We start from the raw sequence: 16,291 nt of genomic DNA on the forward strand, positions 1-16,291 counted from the left end.
TTATTTATAAATCTATTTTGTTAAGACCGTTTAAATTTTGCTCGTAGGCGGTCTGCTTGAGGTTTCCCAATAACCTTATCCAATAGGTGAGTGCCAAGACTCATTAAACAATAGAGTCCTCCCCCGAGACCTCCGATGAGGGCTACATAAAGGAAACTCCAGAAGCGTCCCGTTGGTTGGAAGAAAAATCCTAAAATCCACTGTAGGAAACCAACCAGAATAAACATGACCAGTGTCAAAATGGTAATTAAGATAGTTCGCTTCAAGATTATCTTTCGACGAGCACCCGTTACTTGGCAGATGTCTCGGTACATCAAGACATTTGGAATGATAAGTCCGATAGTCGTAGAAATCAAGGGACCGTAACTGTGGAAAATGGCAATAGCTGGTAACTGCAAGACTAACTTGGCAAGGGAACCATAGACAAAGTAAAGAACTGCCTTGCGATTGCGGAACATGGCCTGAAGCATAGGAGACAAAACCATATACAAGCCTAGGATAGTAGACTGCAAAACCGCAAAGACAAACAAGCCCATGGCCAGACTATCTGGCTTCCCGTAAAAGACTGTATAGAGAGGCTCCCCTACCATGACGACCCCAACTGTTGCTGGTAAAAGAAACATAAAGAGCATGGTTAGACTATCTTGAACCAGGCGAGCAGCGGCTCTCAAATCACCTTTAACATAATTTTCCGTCAAAAGTGGCAAACCGACACTTCCAATCGAGACACCGACAGAAATCAAAATCATAGTAATTTTATTAGGATTGGCAGAGAAATAAGAAAACATGACAACCAAGTCTTCATTGCTGTAGTTGGTAAACCACTTCATACTATTGATAAAGGTCATCTGGTCTAAAATCTGGAAGAGCTGGATGGCTGATCCTGTCAGGATAAAGGGAATGGCTTCCTTGATGGTATCAACCAGGAGTCGCTTACTATTGATCTTATCCCGTGTTTCAAAGACTCTTTTGAGCAAACCTTCTTGGGCAAGGAAATAAATCAAGACTGCAAAACTTGCCACCATCCCCACAAAGGCCGCAAAGGTCGATTGGGTAACGGCTGATAAGTAGTCTCCAGAACCCATCTTCATAATGAAGAAGGTCGCCAACAACATCCAGATAACACGGATCACCTGCTCTGCGATTTGGCTCATAGCATAGGGTTTCAGGTTATTCATCCCTTGGAAGAAGCCTCGGATAACACTCATAGATGGGAAAATCAAAACTGCCCAAGCCAAGCTCTGCATGATGGGAATCAGGTCTTTCCCCACACCTGATAAGTCTGCTAACCAGGGAGAAAAGAGATACAAGACCAAGGCAAAGACTAGACCCAAGCCCGTCATAAAGCTTAGGAAACTCCGAATCAAGGCAAAGCTATGCTCTTCTTCTCGCATGGTATTGTACTTAGCCACTTGTTTGGCGACCGCAACAGGTATACCCGCTGTCGAAATCAGCAAGAACCAGGCGTAAATATTGTAGCCCATGGTAAAGAGTCCATTTGCCTTGGCAGCATAAGTCCCCATCCAGATATACCAGGGAATAATATAGATAGCCCCAAGGAGGCGACTAATAAAGTTACTAGCTGTTAGCCAAGCAGTCCCTCGCAACATCTGGGCTTGCTGGTGATTGTTTTCGTTAGACATAGCTTCCTCATTCAATTTTGATAACTAGGAAAAGTTCCCTATCTTCCATTATAAACTTTTCCTTGTTACTTGTAAAATTCAGACTTGAAGTTTATAATAGAAAGTATGATTAAGATTGAAACCGCATTAGATATTTTAAAGAAAGATGGCCTTTTTCGCGAGATTATTGATCAAGGACATTACCACTACAACTACAGTGAAGTTGTTTTTGATAGCATCAGTTATGACAGCAGAAAAGTAAAAGAAGGTACTCTTTTTTTTGCAAAAGGCGCTGCCTTTAAAAAAGAATTCCTCCTATCCGCTATAAGTCAAGGCTTAGCTTGGTATGCCGCAGAAAAGGACTACGAAGTCGGTATTCCTGTTATTGTCGTGAGCGATATTAAGAAAGCCATGAGTTTGATTGCTATGGAGTTTTATGGTAATCCACAAGAGAAACTCAAAATTATCGCCTTCACTGGAACCAAGGGTAAGACAACAGCAGCCTATTTTGCCTATAACATCTTGGCTCAACACCATCGCCCAGCTATGCTGTCTACCATGAATACAACCTTAGATGGTAAGACCTTCTTTAAATCTGCCCTCACAACTCCTGAAAGCATTGATCTCTTTGATATGATGGCTCAAGCTGTTAAGAATGGTAGAACCCACCTCATCATGGAAGTCTCTAGTCAAGCCTATCTGGTCAAACGCGTCTATGGTCTGACCTTTGATGTAGGTGTCTTTCTTAACATCACTCCTGACCATATCGGACCAATTGAACACCCTAGTTTTGAAGATTACTTCTACCACAAACGTCTCTTGATGAAAAATAGCCGAGCAGTTGTCATTAACAGCGACATGGACCACTTCTCTGTGCTGAAGGAACAAGTGGAACATCAAGAACATGACTTCTATGGTAGCCAGTCAAGCAACCATATCGAGAACTCTAAAGCCTTTAGCTTTTCAGCTACAGGTAAACTCGCTGGTGATTATGATATTCAACTCATCGGCCACTTCAATCAAGAAAATGCCGTTGCTGCAGGACTTGCCTGTCTTCGTCTAGGTGCCAGTCTTGGAGATATCAAAAAAGGGATCGCTGCGACCCGAGTTCCTGGACGTATGGAAGTCCTCACACAGAAAAACGGCGCTAAGGTCTTCATCGACTATGCCCACAATGGCGATAGTCTGAAAAAACTGATTTCTGTTGTTGAAACCCATCAAACTGGAAAAATTGCTCTGGTTCTCGGTTCGACTGGAAACAAGGGTGAAAGTCGCCGCAAAGACTTTGGCCTCCTCCTCAATCAACATCCTGAGATTCAAGTCTTTCTCACAGCTGATGACCCCAACTATGAAGATCCAATGGCCATTGCTGAAGAAATAAGCAGCTATATCAGTCATCCTGTTGAAAAGATTGCCGATCGTGAACAAGCCATCAAGGCCGCGATGGCCATCACAAATCAAGAACTCGATGCCGTGATTATTGCTGGTAAGGGAGCTGATTGCTACCAGATCGTCCAAGGAAAGAAAGAAGACTATCCTGGAGACGCAGCTATCGCAGAACGTTATCTATAAAATCAAAAAATCAAGGGAGGCTTTCCCTTGGTTTTTTTAGTCTTCTTTCTTAAATGAATTTTTAAGCCCTTCAACGGCACCTTCTACAGCACCTTTAGCATCTTCTACAACTTCTTTTGCTTTCGCAACTGTTTTTTCTACAGTACCTTCTGCTTCTGTCTTGCTATCGCCAGTAACTTTACCAAATCCTTCTTTGATAGCACCAGTTGCTTGATCCAATTTATTTTCAAGTGACATAACTCTGTCTCCTTTGCTTTTAATACGATAATGGTTATCGCTTACATTCAGTTTATGCTTATTCTTTAGCAAAGTCAAACAATCTGCTCAAAAGCAACTAATTAAGACAAATAGAAAGACAATCTCTCCTTGTCAAAATCGACGGCTAACTCATACTTTCCAGCTTCATTTTGCACAATATAGCCTAGAACGACTAAACTGTCCACAAAGATATCACGACGTTTCTGCATCAGCTGGTCTTTTTTGAGGAATTTTAACAAAAAAGTCGTCATATATTTGAGGGCATACTCAGGGTTAACATCTCCTAAAATATCATAGAGTTCCTGCTGTTTTTCTGTCAAAGGATATTGATTCTTGACCTTGTAGAAATAATTAGACAAGGTCATCTTTTCTCTTGCAAAGTCCGTACGTTCGACTAAAATGGCGGCATTGGTTTGATTGCGCAATTCCGTTTCAAAAGTCTTCTCTAGTAAGGCTTGATAGACTGGACTCTCCTCTCTGACAAAAATTTCTTGGTCAAGGACCAGACTGTCTATTGATTCTAGAAAAGGGAGATTGAGGGAATAGCGTTTGTTTTCCCTTAGTATCAAGCCTGCCTTTATATACTCTTCCATGAGTTTATCAACTGCCACATCTGGAAACTGAGCCTTGATTTCTCGAAGGATCACATCGTCATGCTGGTCCAGATAGTCCACTAAATCTATAAAAAATGGCTGTCGAGTCAAACGGGAGGGATTAAAAATTTGAATCATGAAGATTCCTTTCTTTACATTCTAAAAGAGGGGATGCTGCCAACTGACTGGGATTGGTCCCTGGCTGGTTCAGAGGCACTGGAAGTTCGAGTTTCCTGTAATATTCTCTCCAGAAATCACTAATCTCCTGCTCCCCGTCCCCAAATTTCATGGGAATCGTCTCAAAAATAGGCAGGATTTCTGCGATGTACTGGGAGCAGTAAAAGCCATCCCCATTGGGATAAAAAGAGCTATTATAAGGAGCTCCTAGATGCTTGCAAGCCTTCTCCTTCACCAAGTCGACTTCCATCTCTGGATAGACATAAAGGTCGTAGAGATGAGTAGGTTCAAAAAAATCAGCTGGTTCTTGACAGATAACACCTGCCTGCCCACTAGCATGGAAAATCAAACCATCCAAAAAGATGGCTACATGACTATAATTCCCAGTAGAAGCCTGGATGGCCTGCCCCATGTCTGAAAGGTCCTTCACAAAAATCAAATCGCCATTTTCTAACATCTTCCTCTCCTAGAAAAAAAGGAGCCGAAACCCCTTTAGCTATATGGAAACAAGTGTTTCCACGTTTCAATTATCACTCAAGCTATTAGCCATTAAAGCTTTCAGTCAACTGAGGTACCACTTGTTTCTTACGTGAAACAGCACCTGGAAGGAAAGCGTGGTTGTTTTCAAGTTTGAAGTTAAATGCTGCTTCGACCTTGTCCATGTTTGACCCAAGAGCAAGGATTTCTGAGTTTGAGTTTACGATGTCTGTAATCATCAAGACAAAGTCAGAGTAGCCATTTGCTGCATTAGCTGCTTGCATTGCTGCTTCGATTTCAGTTTGACGTTCCAAGACTTCAGCAATATCAACTGTATTAACTTGGGCAACACGGACCTTGTTTCCGTTGAGTTCAAAAGTCTTAGCATCGATGTCAATCAATTCTTCAGCAGATTTGCTAGCCAAGTTAGTACCAGCCTTGAGCATAGCAAGACCGTATTCTTCCAAGTTCACGCCTGCTAATTCTGCCAATTCAGGAGCGATGACTTTATCAGATGGGTGAGTTGTTGGTGATTTCAAAAGAAGGGTATCTGAAATCAAACCTGAAAGCATCAAACCTGCGATTTCTTTAGGAACTGCTACACCATGTTCTTTAAACATGCGGTAAACGATAGATGAGGCTGATCCAACTGGTTCCAAACGCATGTAAAGCGGACTTGCAGTTTCAAAGTTAGCCACACGGTGGTGATCCACAACTCCGTAAACTTCTACTTCAGCGATATCTGACACTGACTGTTGGAATTCATTGTGGTCAGTTAAGATAACTTGCGCTGCACCTTCTGCTTTAGCAGATGTGATAACACGCGGTGCTTCTACACCAAAATAGTTCAAAACAAAAGCTGTTTCTTCATTTGGAGTACCGAGAGCTACTGCTTCCGTGTCCAATCCATAAGCCTCTTTTGCAAGATAGGCAAAGGCTACAGATGACCCGATGGCATCTGAGTCTGGATTTTGATGACCAAATACTAGAATCTTAGACATGATAATACCTCTTTAAATTTATTCATCTTATTTTAGCACTTTTTTCCTTTTTTGACAAAAGTAAGAGGAGCCAAAGGACTCCTCATTAGATATCAATATGATTGACTAGATTTTTCTCTTGATTTTCAGATAAAAATCGTTCTTTCTGTGGACGTTTCTTGCGTTTGAGGAGAGCCTCCGCAGACATGGCTTCTTCCTTACTGGCAAAGCCTTCTGCATAGACGAGTTTGACTGGTAAGCGAGCTCGGGTATACTTGGCTCCCTTACCACTATTATGAACGGCAAGGCGCCTCTTCACATCCGTTGTATAGCCCGTATAGTAAGAACCGTCACGGCACTCCACCACATACATATAGGCCTTATGATCCATAGTAAATCTCTTGAATTTCTGGCGTATAAGAACCATCATCATTGTGAACAATGAGTGGTGGCAGGACCTTGAAGCCACTTGTCGATCCATCCTTGATAGCTTCGATTAAGAGCATATTGGCCTCCTTCTCTCGTTTAGGATAGACAAATTGCAGGCGCTTAGGTGCCAAATTGTGGCGTTGAAGCATGTCTAAGATATCCAAGAGCCGATCTGGACGATGAACCATGGCCAAACGTCCATTGGATTTGAGAATACTCTGAGCACTTCGACAAATTTCTTCTAAGTTAGTCGCAATTTCGTGTCTGGCCAGAAGGTAGTGTTCACTCTCGTTGAGATTGGAATATGGATCCACCTTGAAATAAGGCGGATTACACAAAATCATATCTACCTTACTTCCCTGAATGTGGGCAGGCATATTTTTCAAATCATCGCAGATGACTCGCATCTGCTCTTCCAAGCCATTCAACTGAACCGAACGCTCTGCCATATCTGCCAAGCGCTCCTGAATCTCTACAGATATTATCCGCGCCTGAGTACGTGAACTAGCAAAAAGTCCCACTGCACCATTTCCAGCACAAAAGTCCACAATTAAGCCCCGTTTAGGGAAGCGAGGAAAGCGTGACAAGAGAACACTATCCACCGAATAGCTAAACACCTCTCTATTTTGAATGATCTTGATATCTGTCGAAAAGAGCTGATTGATTCGCTCTCCTGGTTTTAATAATTGTTCTTCCATATATTGATTTTAAAAATACGAAATCTAATAGACTAGTTTTTCTCTCTCAGATTGTTGAGGGCTTCCTTTGTCCAGATTGGCATCATTCGCCCAAGTGGTGCAAAACCGTGCTTGATACGATCATTTGAAAAACGTCTCCGTCTTGGTAGTTGGTGTTTTTCTTCCTCCAGAGTGCGAATAGATAGACTAGCTTTACCTGAAAATTCGTCTAAATCAACAACCTGAACTTGCACTTCTTCACCAATTTTCAAAACTTCATAGATATTTTCGATAAATCCTGTCCGAATCTCTGAAATATGGATCAACCCAATCACCCCTGTCTCTAATTCGACAAAGGCACCATAGGGCTGGATTCCTGTAATACGCCCATTTAGCTTATCACCGATTTTCATCTTAATCCTCAATTTCAATCGTTTCAATTACCACATCTTCAACTGGTTTGTCCATAGCGCCTGTCTCAACAGCTGCAATGGCATCCAAGACCGCAAATGATTCTGCATCGACCAATTGCCCAAAAACAGTGTGACGACGGTCAAGGTGAGGAGTTCCACCTTGTTCTGCATAAATCTCAGCGATTGGCTCAGGCCAGCCACCACGCGCAATCTCTTTCTTAGAGTATGGCAAATGTTGGTTTTGCACGATAAAGAACTGGCTGCCATTGGTATTGGGCCCAGCATTGGCCATAGAAAGAGCGCCACGAACATTATAAAGTTCTTCTGAAAATTCATCTTCAAAAGCCTGTCCATAAATAGACTCTCCCCCCATACCAGTACCAGTTGGGTCTCCACCTTGAATCATAAAGTCCTTGATAATACGGTGGAAAATCACACCATCATAGTAACCGTCTTTTGAAAGAGCGACAAAGTTTGCTACTGTTTTGGGAGCCTGTTCAGGGAAGAGCTTGATACGCAAGTCTCCATGATTCGTCTTAATAGTCGCTAGAGGACCTTCTACTGTTTCAATTTCTACTTGTGGGAAATGCAATTCTTTTTCTACCATACCAAATCCTTCTAAGGCATCAAAAATGCCATCTTCTTCTACTGTTTTTGTAATATAATCTGCTTTTTCTTTGATTTTTTCGTGGGAAACTCCCATAGCAATACTGATTCCAGCATAATCAAAGAGTTCCATATCATTGAGACCATCCCCAAAGACCATGACATTCTCTGGTTTCAATCCTAGGTGTTCTACAACCTTTGCCACACCAGCAGCCTTTGAACCTGAAATTGGTACCACATCAGATGAATGTTCATGCCAACGCACCATGCGAAGTTTATCCGATAAAGACTCTGGTAAGTGCAAGCCATCCCCTTTATCTTCAAAGGTCCACATCTGGTATATATCTGCTTTTTCATGAAAGTCAGGATCCACACCCAGGTTCGGATAAATCGGATCAATAGCCTCACTGATCAGTTCTGTTCGCGTGGAGAGTTTGGCGTCATGACTTCCAACCAAGCCATACTCAATTCCCTCTTCCTTCGTCCAAGAAATGTACTCCTCTACATCTGACTTCTCAATCTGATTTTGATAAATGACATTTCCTTTTTTATCTTCTATATAGGCACCATTCAAGGTCACAAAAAAGTCAGGCTTGAGGTCACGAATCTCTGGTACGACACCGAAAATCCCTCGTCCAGAGGCGATTCCTGTTAAAATTCCTTTTTCACGCAACTGTTTAAAGACAGTGGGAATTGTAGTTGGAATAAAACCTGCCTTTGACGTACGCAAGGTATCATCAATATCAAAAAAGACAATCTTAATCTTCTTTGCCTTATATTTTAATTTTGCATCCATCTCTCTACCTCTTTCAATCTAACTCTTTCCATTATACCATAAAGTAGAGAAATCCCATATCTCCAAAAAATTTGCTACCTCTTATTCTAATTCCTTGGATAAGTACAAAACCAAATCATCATTATTTTGAATAGTGGCATTCATTTCCAACGGTTGGTTTCGATACCAAACTCCCGTTCCATCTGGAATATAACCTCGTTTGATGTACAATCTCTGGGCAGGTCCATACCCTGAATGGAGCCCAACACCAAGAGTCACCTTATCCGATATGAGCTTAACTCGTTTTTCTGCTTCTTCCAGCAAGAGATTTCCAATACCTTGATTTTGAAAGGGCTCAAAGACATTGAAATCTGAAAGTTCTGGAGACATTCCAGCAAAGGGACCATGCTTGGCAATTGGTAAAATAGTGATGTACCCCGCTACTACACCCTCAAAATTAGCAACTAAAGCTTCCCTCTCTCCACTCTCCTGTTCCTTAAAGTATAGAGTTAAAATTTCCTCTCTACTTGGCCAACCTTGGCTGATAAATCCTTGAGATAGATCTTTAATGTCAGATTCTTGCATTTTTCTAATTGAACATGTCGTCTTCATAAGATGCTCCTTTAAAGCTTTCTCCTACCATTATAACACGATAATAAAAATTAAAAGAAAAAACCTAGTAAGGCAAAAGAATCTTACTAGATCAAAAGAGAGCCCTTTCTAATAGAGTCCTGTAAAGTCTGAAAAAGAGATTCATAGGACCTGATAAAAAGGCCCGTATGAAGCTGAAAAAGAGGTCCGGGGGACCTGAAAAAAAGACCCACCCGGGTCTTTTTTTTAATCTTCGTTTACGAAAGGCATCAAAGCCATTACGCGAGCGCGTTTGATAGCTGTTGTTACTTTACGTTGGTTTTTAGCTGAAGTTCCTGTTACACGACGTGGAAGGATTTTCCCACGTTCTGAAACGAAACGGCTAAGAAGCTCAGTATCTTTGTAATCAACATATTCAATTTTATTTGCTGCGATGTAATCAACTTTTTTACGGCGTTTGAATCCGCCACGACGTTGTTGAGCCATGTTTTTTCTCCTTTATAGTTTTAATTGTCCATTAGAATGGTAAATCATCATCTGAAATATCCAACGGATTGGTTGCTCCAAATGGATTTTCATCACGTGAAAAGTCAGGTACTGATTGTGTAGGTGCTGTATAACTAGCAGTTGGTGCAGAATAAGCTCCACCTGTATGTCCTTCACGCACGCTACGGCTTTCCAACATTTGGAAATTATCAGCCACGACTTCTGTTACGTAGACACGTTGTCCTTGCTGGTTATCGTAACTACGAGTCTGGATACGACCTGTGATCCCGATAAGAGAGCCTTTTTTAGCCCAGTTAGCAAGATTTTCAGCCTGTTGGCGCCACATAACGACATTGATGAAATCAGCCTCACGTTCGCCATTTTGACTCTTGAATGTACGGTTTACTGCAAGAGTAAAAGTCGCAACTGCTACATTTGATGGGGTATAACGCAACTCAGCGTCACGTGTCATACGCCCTACAAGTACAACATTGTTAATCATAGTTTACCTTCTTACGCGTCAAGTTTGACGATCATGTGACGAAGAATGTCAGCGTTGATTTTTGAAAGACGATCAAACTCTTTAAGAGCTGCGTCGTCGTTTGCTTCAACGTTAACGATGTGGTAAAGTCCTTCACGGAAATCTTGGATTTCGTATGCAAGACGACGTTTTTCCCAAGTTTTTGATTCAACAACAGTTGCACCGTTGTCAGTCAAGATAGAGTCAAAACGTGCTACCAAAGCGTTTTTCGCTTCTTCTTCAATGTTTGGACGAATGATATAAAGAATTTCGTATTTAGCCATTGATATGTTCCTCCTTTTGGTCTAATGACCCCTAGTCTTTGCAAGGGGTAAGTGAGGTTTGCTCACAATTAACTATTATACTAGAAAAACTGATAGATGGCAAGTAAAAAAGATAAAAGTGAAAAATAACTCTATTTCTTAGAAATAACATCCTCTTTTAGTTCCAAAGATCCGGCCATCTCTTTCAAAATGAAAAATAGCAAAAAGCTGGCTAGTACTAAAACGAATCCTAAGTAAAGAAAGGCTACTACAAATCCTAGATAGTCAATCAACCACCCCATCAGAGGAAAAATGACGATCATACTCAGGCTGAACATCATAGAGTAGACACTTAGCATGGTTGCCCGTACCTCACTTGGGAGTCGCTTTTGTAAATCGTTGTCAAAAATCGGTTGAAAGAGAGCATATAAGGCGTTACTAATCAAATAAACCAAAATATAAATCAGTGGCGTAGCAAAGTAGGACAGCAAATAAGTTCCTCCCGTCAAGAGGACAAGAATTGGAAAAAGTTTTAAGGCTGAATACCTCTTTCCAATCTTACTTGCTAGATAAACTGACCAGATATTCAAAACACTGCCCATCAGCATGACCATCGAAATTTGCCATCCTTCTAAGTCAGGCAGTTGATTTTGATAGTAAAAATAAAACATACACATCAGTGTCCCGATAATTTGGGACAGAATCATCCAGCCAAAAAGACTGGGATTTCTATGCAACTCCTCTTTGACAGTCAATATAATCCTTTTCATCGTCAGACGCTCAGACTTTTGCGCTTTAACACTAGGCTCTTTTAGCATCCAAGTTAGGAAAAGAACGATTGTAGAAGTGGCAATCATGATATAGTAGGTCAAGTGCAATTGACCATGGACAAAAAATCCCGCTAAAACGGTCCCCAAAGACCGAGTTCCTTCTGCTACCCCTGACATAAAACTTGAGATAGACAAGTAGCGCTCTTTTAATCCAGCCTCCACGGCCGAATCATAAACCATGGCTGCACTCGTGCCCGAATCAAAATTATAAGACAAGGCACTCACCACCATCGCGAGGGCATAAATCCAAAAATTACCTTGCCCTACTAACATGAGAATAGACGACGCAATCCCAGCAATCCGACTTAAATACAGATTGGTTTTATATGAATAGCGGTCAGCTAACATTCCAGAGGGAATTTCACAAATGACACTGGTAGCATGAAAAATGCTTTCCAATAAGCCAATCTGCAAAAGTGACATCCCATTTTGACTGAGAAATAAAATCCAAAAGCTGGTAATGCCCAGAAAAGCAAAAAATTCCACTCCTGCCATGAGACCGATATTCTTCCGATAATTTCGTTTAAACATAATTTCTCCTTTAACAAGTGTATATATCCTTGTGTCTGTCACTTGTTAATCTGTGCTTTACATGATCTCCACCTCTTCTTTCTTTTACTTTGAAAAAACGCCCCTAGGGCGTTTTGATTTATTTTATGGTTTGATACGGTGCAACATACGTGGGAATGGAATGGCTTCACGGATGTGTTTTGTACCTGCTGCGAAAGTTACCATACGCTCAATACCAATACCAAATCCACCGTGTGGTACAGTACCGTATTTACGAAGGTCAAGGTAGAATTCGTATTCTGTACGATCCATGCCAAGCTCATCCATCTTAGCAACAAGGGCGTTGTAGTCTTCCTCACGCATAGAACCACCGATGATTTCTCCATATCCTTCTGGTGCAAGCAAGTCTGCACAAAGCACGCGCTCAGGATTTCCAGGGACTGGTTTCATATAGAAGGCCTTGATAGCTGCTGGGTAGTTGATAACGAAGGTTGGTACACCAAAGTGGTTTGAAATCCATGTTTCGTGTGGTGAACCAAAGTCATCTCCATGCTCCAAATGCTCGTAATCAGCATCTTCATCATTCTCATGCTCTTGCAAGAGGTCAATGGCTTGATCGTAAGTGATGCGTTTGAATGGCTCAGCAATGTAGCGTTTCAAGAGTTCTGCATCACGTTCCAAGGTTTCCAAGGCTTGAGGCGCACGATCCAAAACGCCTTGAAGAAGAGCTTTCACATAAGCTTCTTGCAAGTCAAGTGACTCATCGTGTGTCAAGTAGGAGTACTCCGCATCCATCATCCAGAACTCAGTCAAGTGACGGCGCGTTTTTGATTTCTCCGCACGGAATACTGGACCAAAGTCAAAGACACGACCAAGAGCCATAGCACCTGCCTCTAGGTAAAGCTGACCTGATTGGCTCAAGTAGGCTGGCGTTCCAAAGTAGTCTGTTTCAAAGAGTTCAGTAGAGTCTTCTGCTGCATTTCCTGAAAGAATTGGGCTATCAAATTTCATGAAGCCGTTCTTGTCAAAAAACTCATAAGTTGCATAGATGATAGCGTTACGGATTTGCATCACAGCCACTTGCTTACGAGAGCGGAGCCACAAGTGACGGTTGTCCATCAAGAAGTCTGTTCCGTGTTCTTTTGGTGTGATAGGGTAGTCTTGAGATTCACCAATAACTTCGATATCTGTAATATCGAGCTCATAACCAAACTTAGAACGCTCGTCTTCTTTGACAATCCCTGTCACATAAACAGAAGTTTCTTGGCTCAAGCGTTTAATGGTGTCAAATTTTTCAAGACCTACCTCTTCACCAAATTTTTCAATAAAGTTTGGTTTAAAGGCTACACCTTGGAAAAAGGCTGTTCCATCGCGCAATTGCAAGAAGGCAATCTTCCCTTTTCCAGATTTGTTGGCAACCCAGGCTCCAATGGTCACTTCTTGACCAACGTAGTCTTTTACATCGATAATTGTTACACGTTTTGTCATAATCTATCTTCCTTTTTTCGTTTAACTTGTCCGAAGACATCATTACTCACTATTTTACCATAAATAGACTGCGATAGCTAGGTTCTACTAGAGAAAATTCGTGAGATTTTCGTTACAAAAAATCTTCGCCAAGACGACGAAGATTCTAAATTTTATTTTTCCATAAATTGATGCAAACGGCGAATAGCTTCTTTTAATGTATCCAAGTCTGTGGCATAGCTGAGACGAACATTTTCTGGTGCTCCAAATCCAGCTCCTGTAATCAAGGCAAGACCGACTTCTTCGAGAATAGCCGTTGTAAACTCTGTCACATCGGTATAACCCTTCATTTCCATCGCTTTTTTAACATTTGGGAAAAGATAGAAGGCTCCTTGGGGCTTGACAACTTCAAATCCTGGTACTTTGCACAAGAGAGGATAAATAGTGTTCAAACGTTCCTCAAAAGCCTGGCGCATGATTTCGACAGAATCTTGTGGCCCAGTTAGGGCTTCAATGGTAGCATATTGCGATACAGCAGTCAGGTTGGAAGTTGTTTGTCCTGTTAGTTTGCTCATAGCAGAGATAATCTCAGGATTTCCCACAGCATAACCTACCCGCCAACCAGTCATGGCATAGGCCTTAGATACACCGTTAATCACGATGGTTTGCTTGCGAATGGCTTCTGACAGACTAGAAATTGGAACAAATTCGTTCCCGTTATAAACCAGACGTCCATAAATATCATCTGCTAGGATAAGGACATCATGCGCAACAGCCCAATTTCCGATAGCCATGAGTTCCTCACGAGAGTAAATCATACCAGTCGGATTCGATGGTGAATTAAGAACCAAGACTTTGGTCTTATCTGTTCGGGCTGCTTCTAGCTGCTCTACTGTTACTTTAAAGTGATTGTCTTCCTTGGCCTGGACAAAGACTGGCACACCTTCTGCCATTTTGACTTGATCCCCATAGCTGACCCAATATGGTGTAGGAATGATGACCTCATCACCTGGATTGACCACGGCCATAAAAAAGGTATAGAGAGAGAACTTAGCACCAGTGGCAAAGGTAACTTCGTTGGCTGCTACAGAATACCCATAGTGGCGTTTAAAATAGGTATTAACCGCTGCTTTTAACTCTGGTAGGCCTGAAGCAACTGTATAGAAGGAAGCTCGTCCATCTCGAATCGCTTCTACCGCTGCATCCTGAATGTTTTCAGGAGTATGAAAATCAGGCTGTCCCAAGGTTAAGAAAAGAACATCCTTTCCTTGAGCTTTTAATGCCTTGGCTCTTGCATCACTAGCTAGAGTGACGCTTTCTTCCATTTCTAGTACACGTTTGGATAGTTTCATATGTCCTCCTTTATTGGATCACTGCTCCTGTTTCAAAGTCGACCAGATAGTACTGGTTTCCTGACTTGACTTCCCAAATCGGCTTGTCCTGATAGCGACCAAAAGTAATCTTGTCAATGTCGCTAGCTCCTTTTTCCCTCGAAATCGTCGCTGCCTTGTCTTGAGAAATCCCTTTATCAAGCTGATAAACATAAATCTTGTGGTCATTCTTTTCAATCAGTACGGCAATGGCCTCTTGCTTTTTATTATGTCCTAAAACGCTGTAATAACCTTCTAGTCCATTATAAAAATCAACCTGATCTGCCTTTTCCAATTCTGCATACTGCTTGGCTAGTTTTTCTCCCTCAACTCTAGCATCTTGATAGGGTTTCATGCTGAGTGATATCAGATAAAGGAAGGAAGTGGTCATGACTAGTACTACCAGAGCAATGCCGATTCCATACTGTAAAAGTAGCTTGTTTTTTGCTTTTTTCTGTCTTAGTTTCACTCGTCTATTTTACCATCTCTCCTTCTTTATTACAAGTGAAGACGGGAACATTCTAAGATTCTTTTCCTATAAAATATAAGTTCTTGTTTTTCTCTCTCATTATTGATAAAATAGCCTTATGAAACAATATTTGAAAGAGAAAATTTCCGATAATCAACTAGACTTAAAAACGGCTATCGTCCTCAATAAAGCCATACGAACTTTTAAACCATATGAAGCCAAGGCTGCTAAAGAACACGGGCTAACACCCACCCAATTTTCAGTTTTGGAAACCCTCTATAGCAAGGGGGAACTACGCATTCAGGATTTGATTGAAAAAATGTTGGCCACTTCTGGAAACATGACTGTTGTCATTCGAAATATGGTTCGAGATGGATGGATTTCTAGAACTTGCGACCCCAAGGATCGTCGCTCCTTTTTCCTGAAATTAACACCTGCAGGACGCAGAAAAATCGAGGAGGTTCTTCCTGACCATATCGATTCGATTGTAGAAGCACTCAGCATCTTGGAAGATGGCGAAAAGGAAGACTTAATCCAGATTTTAAAAAAATTTAAAAATTTGTGAGCAAAATTATTGCTAATTAGTATCATTTGTTGTAACATGGATGGTAACAAAAGAGTTCGCTCTTTGAATTTTAAACTAAAGGAGACACATCATGTCTAAAAAAGTATTATTTATCGTCGGTTCACTACGCCAAGGTTCTTTCAACCACCAAATGGCCCTCGAAGCTGAAAAAGCACTTGCTGGAAAAGCAGAAGTTAGCTATCTTGATTACTCAGCTGTTCCTCTCTTCAGCCAAGATTTGGAAGTTCCAACTCATCCAGCTGTAGCTGCTGCTCGTGAAGCAGTCCTTGCTGCGGATGCTATCTGGATCTTCTCTCCAGTCTACAACTTCTCTATCCCTGGAACAGTGAAAAACTTGCTTGACTGGCTCTCTCGCGCCATTGACTTGTCTGATACACGTGGTGCTTCTGCCCTCCAAGACAAGTTTGTTACTGTCTCATCTGTAGCCAATGCTGGTCACGATCAACTCTTTGCTATTTACAAAGACCTCTTGCCATTTATCCGTACACAAGTCGTTGGTGATTTTACAGCTGCTCGTGTCAATGACTCTGCTTGGGCAGACGGAAAATTGGTGTTAGAAGAAGCAACTGCTTCATCACTTGCAAAACAAGCGGACGACCTTCTTGTAGCCATCAACTAAT

Annotated in this window: 20 protein-coding genes; 3 read left to right on the top strand and 17 right to left on the bottom strand. The window is 41.6% G+C overall.

The annotated features are described in order from the left end of the window. Nucleotides 1–20: 20 nt before the first annotated feature. Nucleotides 21–1,643: a putative polysaccharide biosynthesis protein gene (locus tag B7705_RS08015; protein ID WP_084948889.1), complete on the bottom strand. Its 1,623-nt coding sequence runs from the start codon at nucleotides 1,641–1,643 to the stop codon at nucleotides 21–23. Nucleotides 1,644–1,748: 105 nt separating this feature from the next. On the opposite strand from B7705_RS08015, the gene B7705_RS08020 reads away from it, so the two are divergent. After that, nucleotides 1,749–3,194 (top strand): UDP-N-acetylmuramoyl-L-alanyl-D-glutamate--L-lysine ligase, encoded by a 1,446-nt coding sequence (locus B7705_RS08020; protein ID WP_084948890.1) that lies wholly within the window; start codon nucleotides 1,749–1,751, stop codon nucleotides 3,192–3,194. Nucleotides 3,195–3,230: 36 nt separating this feature from the next. On the opposite strand, the gene B7705_RS08025 is transcribed toward B7705_RS08020, so the two are convergent. The 16 genes from B7705_RS08025 to B7705_RS08100 form a co-directional block, all read right to left on the bottom strand. Further along, nucleotides 3,231–3,431 carry a CsbD family protein gene (locus B7705_RS08025; RefSeq protein ID WP_000051179.1) on the bottom strand — a complete coding sequence of 67 codons (201 nt, stop codon included), beginning with the start codon at nucleotides 3,429–3,431 and terminating at the stop codon, nucleotides 3,231–3,233. Between the two features lie 101 nt (nucleotides 3,432–3,532). Next, nucleotides 3,533–4,183 carry a DUF1803 domain-containing protein gene (locus tag B7705_RS08030; RefSeq protein ID WP_084948892.1) on the bottom strand — a complete coding sequence of 217 codons (651 nt, stop codon included), beginning with the start codon at nucleotides 4,181–4,183 and terminating at the stop codon, nucleotides 3,533–3,535. After that, nucleotides 4,167–4,679, bottom strand: a complete 513-nt coding sequence (locus tag B7705_RS08035) for a YiiX/YebB-like N1pC/P60 family cysteine hydrolase (protein ID WP_000892229.1) — start codon at nucleotides 4,677–4,679, stop codon at nucleotides 4,167–4,169. Before B7705_RS08035 ends, B7705_RS08030 begins: the two co-directional genes overlap by 17 nt. A gap of 85 nt (nucleotides 4,680–4,764) precedes the next feature. Further along, the gene (locus B7705_RS08040; protein ID WP_084948894.1) at nucleotides 4,765–5,700 is read right to left on the bottom strand and encodes a manganese-dependent inorganic pyrophosphatase; all 936 of its coding nucleotides are present in this window, start codon (nucleotides 5,698–5,700) and stop codon (nucleotides 4,765–4,767) included. 85 nt (nucleotides 5,701–5,785) lie between these two features. Then, a complete protein-coding gene (locus tag B7705_RS08045) occupies nucleotides 5,786–6,070 on the bottom strand; it encodes a GIY-YIG nuclease family protein (RefSeq protein WP_084948895.1) in 285 nt (94 codons plus the stop codon). Beyond that, nucleotides 6,060–6,806 (bottom strand): tRNA1(Val) (adenine(37)-N6)-methyltransferase, encoded by a 747-nt coding sequence (locus B7705_RS08050; protein ID WP_084948896.1) that lies wholly within the window; start codon nucleotides 6,804–6,806, stop codon nucleotides 6,060–6,062. The genes B7705_RS08045 and B7705_RS08050 overlap by 11 nt, the downstream gene beginning before the upstream one ends. 32 nt (nucleotides 6,807–6,838) lie before the next feature. Next, on the bottom strand, nucleotides 6,839–7,198 hold the full coding sequence (locus B7705_RS08055; protein WP_000689611.1) for a S1 RNA-binding domain-containing protein: 360 nt from the start codon (nucleotides 7,196–7,198) through the stop codon (nucleotides 6,839–6,841). Between the two features lies 1 nt (nucleotide 7,199). Continuing rightward, nucleotides 7,200–8,600, bottom strand: coding sequence for a bifunctional Cof-type HAD-IIB family hydrolase/peptidylprolyl isomerase (locus B7705_RS08060; protein WP_084948898.1), 1,401 nt, complete (start codon nucleotides 8,598–8,600; stop codon nucleotides 7,200–7,202). Between the two features lie 81 nt (nucleotides 8,601–8,681). Beyond that, entirely contained in the window at nucleotides 8,682–9,191 is a 510-nt protein-coding gene (locus B7705_RS08065) for a GNAT family N-acetyltransferase (protein ID WP_084948899.1), read from the bottom strand. A 225-nt stretch (nucleotides 9,192–9,416) separates the two neighbouring features. Continuing rightward, nucleotides 9,417–9,656: a 30S ribosomal protein S18 gene (gene rpsR / locus B7705_RS08070; RefSeq protein ID WP_000068664.1), complete on the bottom strand. Its 240-nt coding sequence runs from the start codon at nucleotides 9,654–9,656 to the stop codon at nucleotides 9,417–9,419. Between the two features lie 31 nt (nucleotides 9,657–9,687). Beyond that, the gene (gene ssbA / locus B7705_RS08075) at nucleotides 9,688–10,158 is read right to left on the bottom strand and encodes a single-stranded DNA-binding protein SsbA (protein ID WP_000609594.1); all 471 of its coding nucleotides are present in this window, start codon (nucleotides 10,156–10,158) and stop codon (nucleotides 9,688–9,690) included. An 11-nt stretch (nucleotides 10,159–10,169) separates the two neighbouring features. Further along, entirely contained in the window at nucleotides 10,170–10,460 is a 291-nt protein-coding gene (gene rpsF / locus B7705_RS08080; protein ID WP_049530661.1) for a 30S ribosomal protein S6, read from the bottom strand. A gap of 131 nt (nucleotides 10,461–10,591) precedes the next feature. Beyond that, complete coding sequence (locus B7705_RS08085; protein ID WP_084948901.1) at nucleotides 10,592–11,800, bottom strand: MFS transporter; 1,209 nt, start codon at nucleotides 11,798–11,800, stop codon at nucleotides 10,592–10,594. Between the two features lie 123 nt (nucleotides 11,801–11,923). Continuing rightward, on the bottom strand, nucleotides 11,924–13,267 hold the full coding sequence (gene asnS / locus B7705_RS08090) for an asparagine--tRNA ligase (protein ID WP_084948903.1): 1,344 nt from the start codon (nucleotides 13,265–13,267) through the stop codon (nucleotides 11,924–11,926). 152 nt (nucleotides 13,268–13,419) lie between these two features. Then, entirely contained in the window at nucleotides 13,420–14,598 is a 1,179-nt protein-coding gene (locus B7705_RS08095) for a pyridoxal phosphate-dependent aminotransferase (RefSeq protein ID WP_084948904.1), read from the bottom strand. Between the two features lie 10 nt (nucleotides 14,599–14,608). Then, entirely contained in the window at nucleotides 14,609–15,085 is a 477-nt protein-coding gene (locus tag B7705_RS08100) for a cell wall elongation regulator TseB-like domain-containing protein (protein ID WP_070800033.1), read from the bottom strand. Between the two features lie 118 nt (nucleotides 15,086–15,203). On the opposite strand from B7705_RS08100, the gene B7705_RS08105 reads away from it, so the two are divergent. Both B7705_RS08105 and B7705_RS08110 read left to right on the top strand, forming a co-directional pair. Beyond that, nucleotides 15,204–15,650, top strand: a complete 447-nt coding sequence (locus tag B7705_RS08105) for a MarR family winged helix-turn-helix transcriptional regulator (protein ID WP_000816316.1) — start codon at nucleotides 15,204–15,206, stop codon at nucleotides 15,648–15,650. Between the two features lie 91 nt (nucleotides 15,651–15,741). Then, the gene (locus tag B7705_RS08110) at nucleotides 15,742–16,290 is read left to right on the top strand and encodes an NADPH-dependent FMN reductase (protein WP_000039627.1); all 549 of its coding nucleotides are present in this window, start codon (nucleotides 15,742–15,744) and stop codon (nucleotides 16,288–16,290) included. Nucleotide 16,291: the final 1 nt, after the last annotated feature.

Origin of the sequence: Streptococcus oralis subsp. dentisani (assembly GCF_002096685.1) — a bacterium.
GTDB lineage: Bacteria > Bacillota > Bacilli > Lactobacillales > Streptococcaceae > Streptococcus > Streptococcus oralis_AD.

Bases quoted from the DNA above. Each gene is read 5' to 3' on its own strand.
- B7705_RS08015 (WP_084948889.1), bottom strand. From the start codon at position 1,643: ATGTCTAACGAAAACAATCACCAGCAAGCCCAGATGTTGCGAGGGACT.
- B7705_RS08020 (WP_084948890.1), top strand. From the start codon at position 1,749: ATGATTAAGATTGAAACCGCATTAGATATTTTAAAGAAAGATGGCCTT.
- B7705_RS08025 (WP_000051179.1), bottom strand. From the start codon at position 3,431: ATGTCACTTGAAAATAAATTGGATCAAGCAACTGGTGCTATCAAAGAA.
- B7705_RS08030 (WP_084948892.1), bottom strand. From the start codon at position 4,183: ATGATTCAAATTTTTAATCCCTCCCGTTTGACTCGACAGCCATTTTTT.
- B7705_RS08035 (WP_000892229.1), bottom strand. From the start codon at position 4,679: ATGTTAGAAAATGGCGATTTGATTTTTGTGAAGGACCTTTCAGACATG.
- B7705_RS08040 (WP_084948894.1), bottom strand. From the start codon at position 5,700: ATGTCTAAGATTCTAGTATTTGGTCATCAAAATCCAGACTCAGATGCC.
- B7705_RS08045 (WP_084948895.1), bottom strand. From the start codon at position 6,070: ATGGATCATAAGGCCTATATGTATGTGGTGGAGTGCCGTGACGGTTCT.
- B7705_RS08050 (WP_084948896.1), bottom strand. From the start codon at position 6,806: ATGGAAGAACAATTATTAAAACCAGGAGAGCGAATCAATCAGCTCTTT.
- B7705_RS08055 (WP_000689611.1), bottom strand. From the start codon at position 7,198: ATGAAAATCGGTGATAAGCTAAATGGGCGTATTACAGGAATCCAGCCC.
- B7705_RS08060 (WP_084948898.1), bottom strand. From the start codon at position 8,600: ATGGATGCAAAATTAAAATATAAGGCAAAGAAGATTAAGATTGTCTTT.
- B7705_RS08065 (WP_084948899.1), bottom strand. From the start codon at position 9,191: ATGAAGACGACATGTTCAATTAGAAAAATGCAAGAATCTGACATTAAA.
- rpsR (WP_000068664.1), bottom strand. From the start codon at position 9,656: ATGGCTCAACAACGTCGTGGCGGATTCAAACGCCGTAAAAAAGTTGAT.
- ssbA (WP_000609594.1), bottom strand. From the start codon at position 10,158: ATGATTAACAATGTTGTACTTGTAGGGCGTATGACACGTGACGCTGAG.
- rpsF (WP_049530661.1), bottom strand. From the start codon at position 10,460: ATGGCTAAATACGAAATTCTTTATATCATTCGTCCAAACATTGAAGAA.
- B7705_RS08085 (WP_084948901.1), bottom strand. From the start codon at position 11,800: ATGTTTAAACGAAATTATCGGAAGAATATCGGTCTCATGGCAGGAGTG.
- asnS (WP_084948903.1), bottom strand. From the start codon at position 13,267: ATGACAAAACGTGTAACAATTATCGATGTAAAAGACTACGTTGGTCAA.
- B7705_RS08095 (WP_084948904.1), bottom strand. From the start codon at position 14,598: ATGAAACTATCCAAACGTGTACTAGAAATGGAAGAAAGCGTCACTCTA.
- B7705_RS08105 (WP_000816316.1), top strand. From the start codon at position 15,204: ATGAAACAATATTTGAAAGAGAAAATTTCCGATAATCAACTAGACTTA.
- B7705_RS08110 (WP_000039627.1), top strand. From the start codon at position 15,742: ATGTCTAAAAAAGTATTATTTATCGTCGGTTCACTACGCCAAGGTTCT.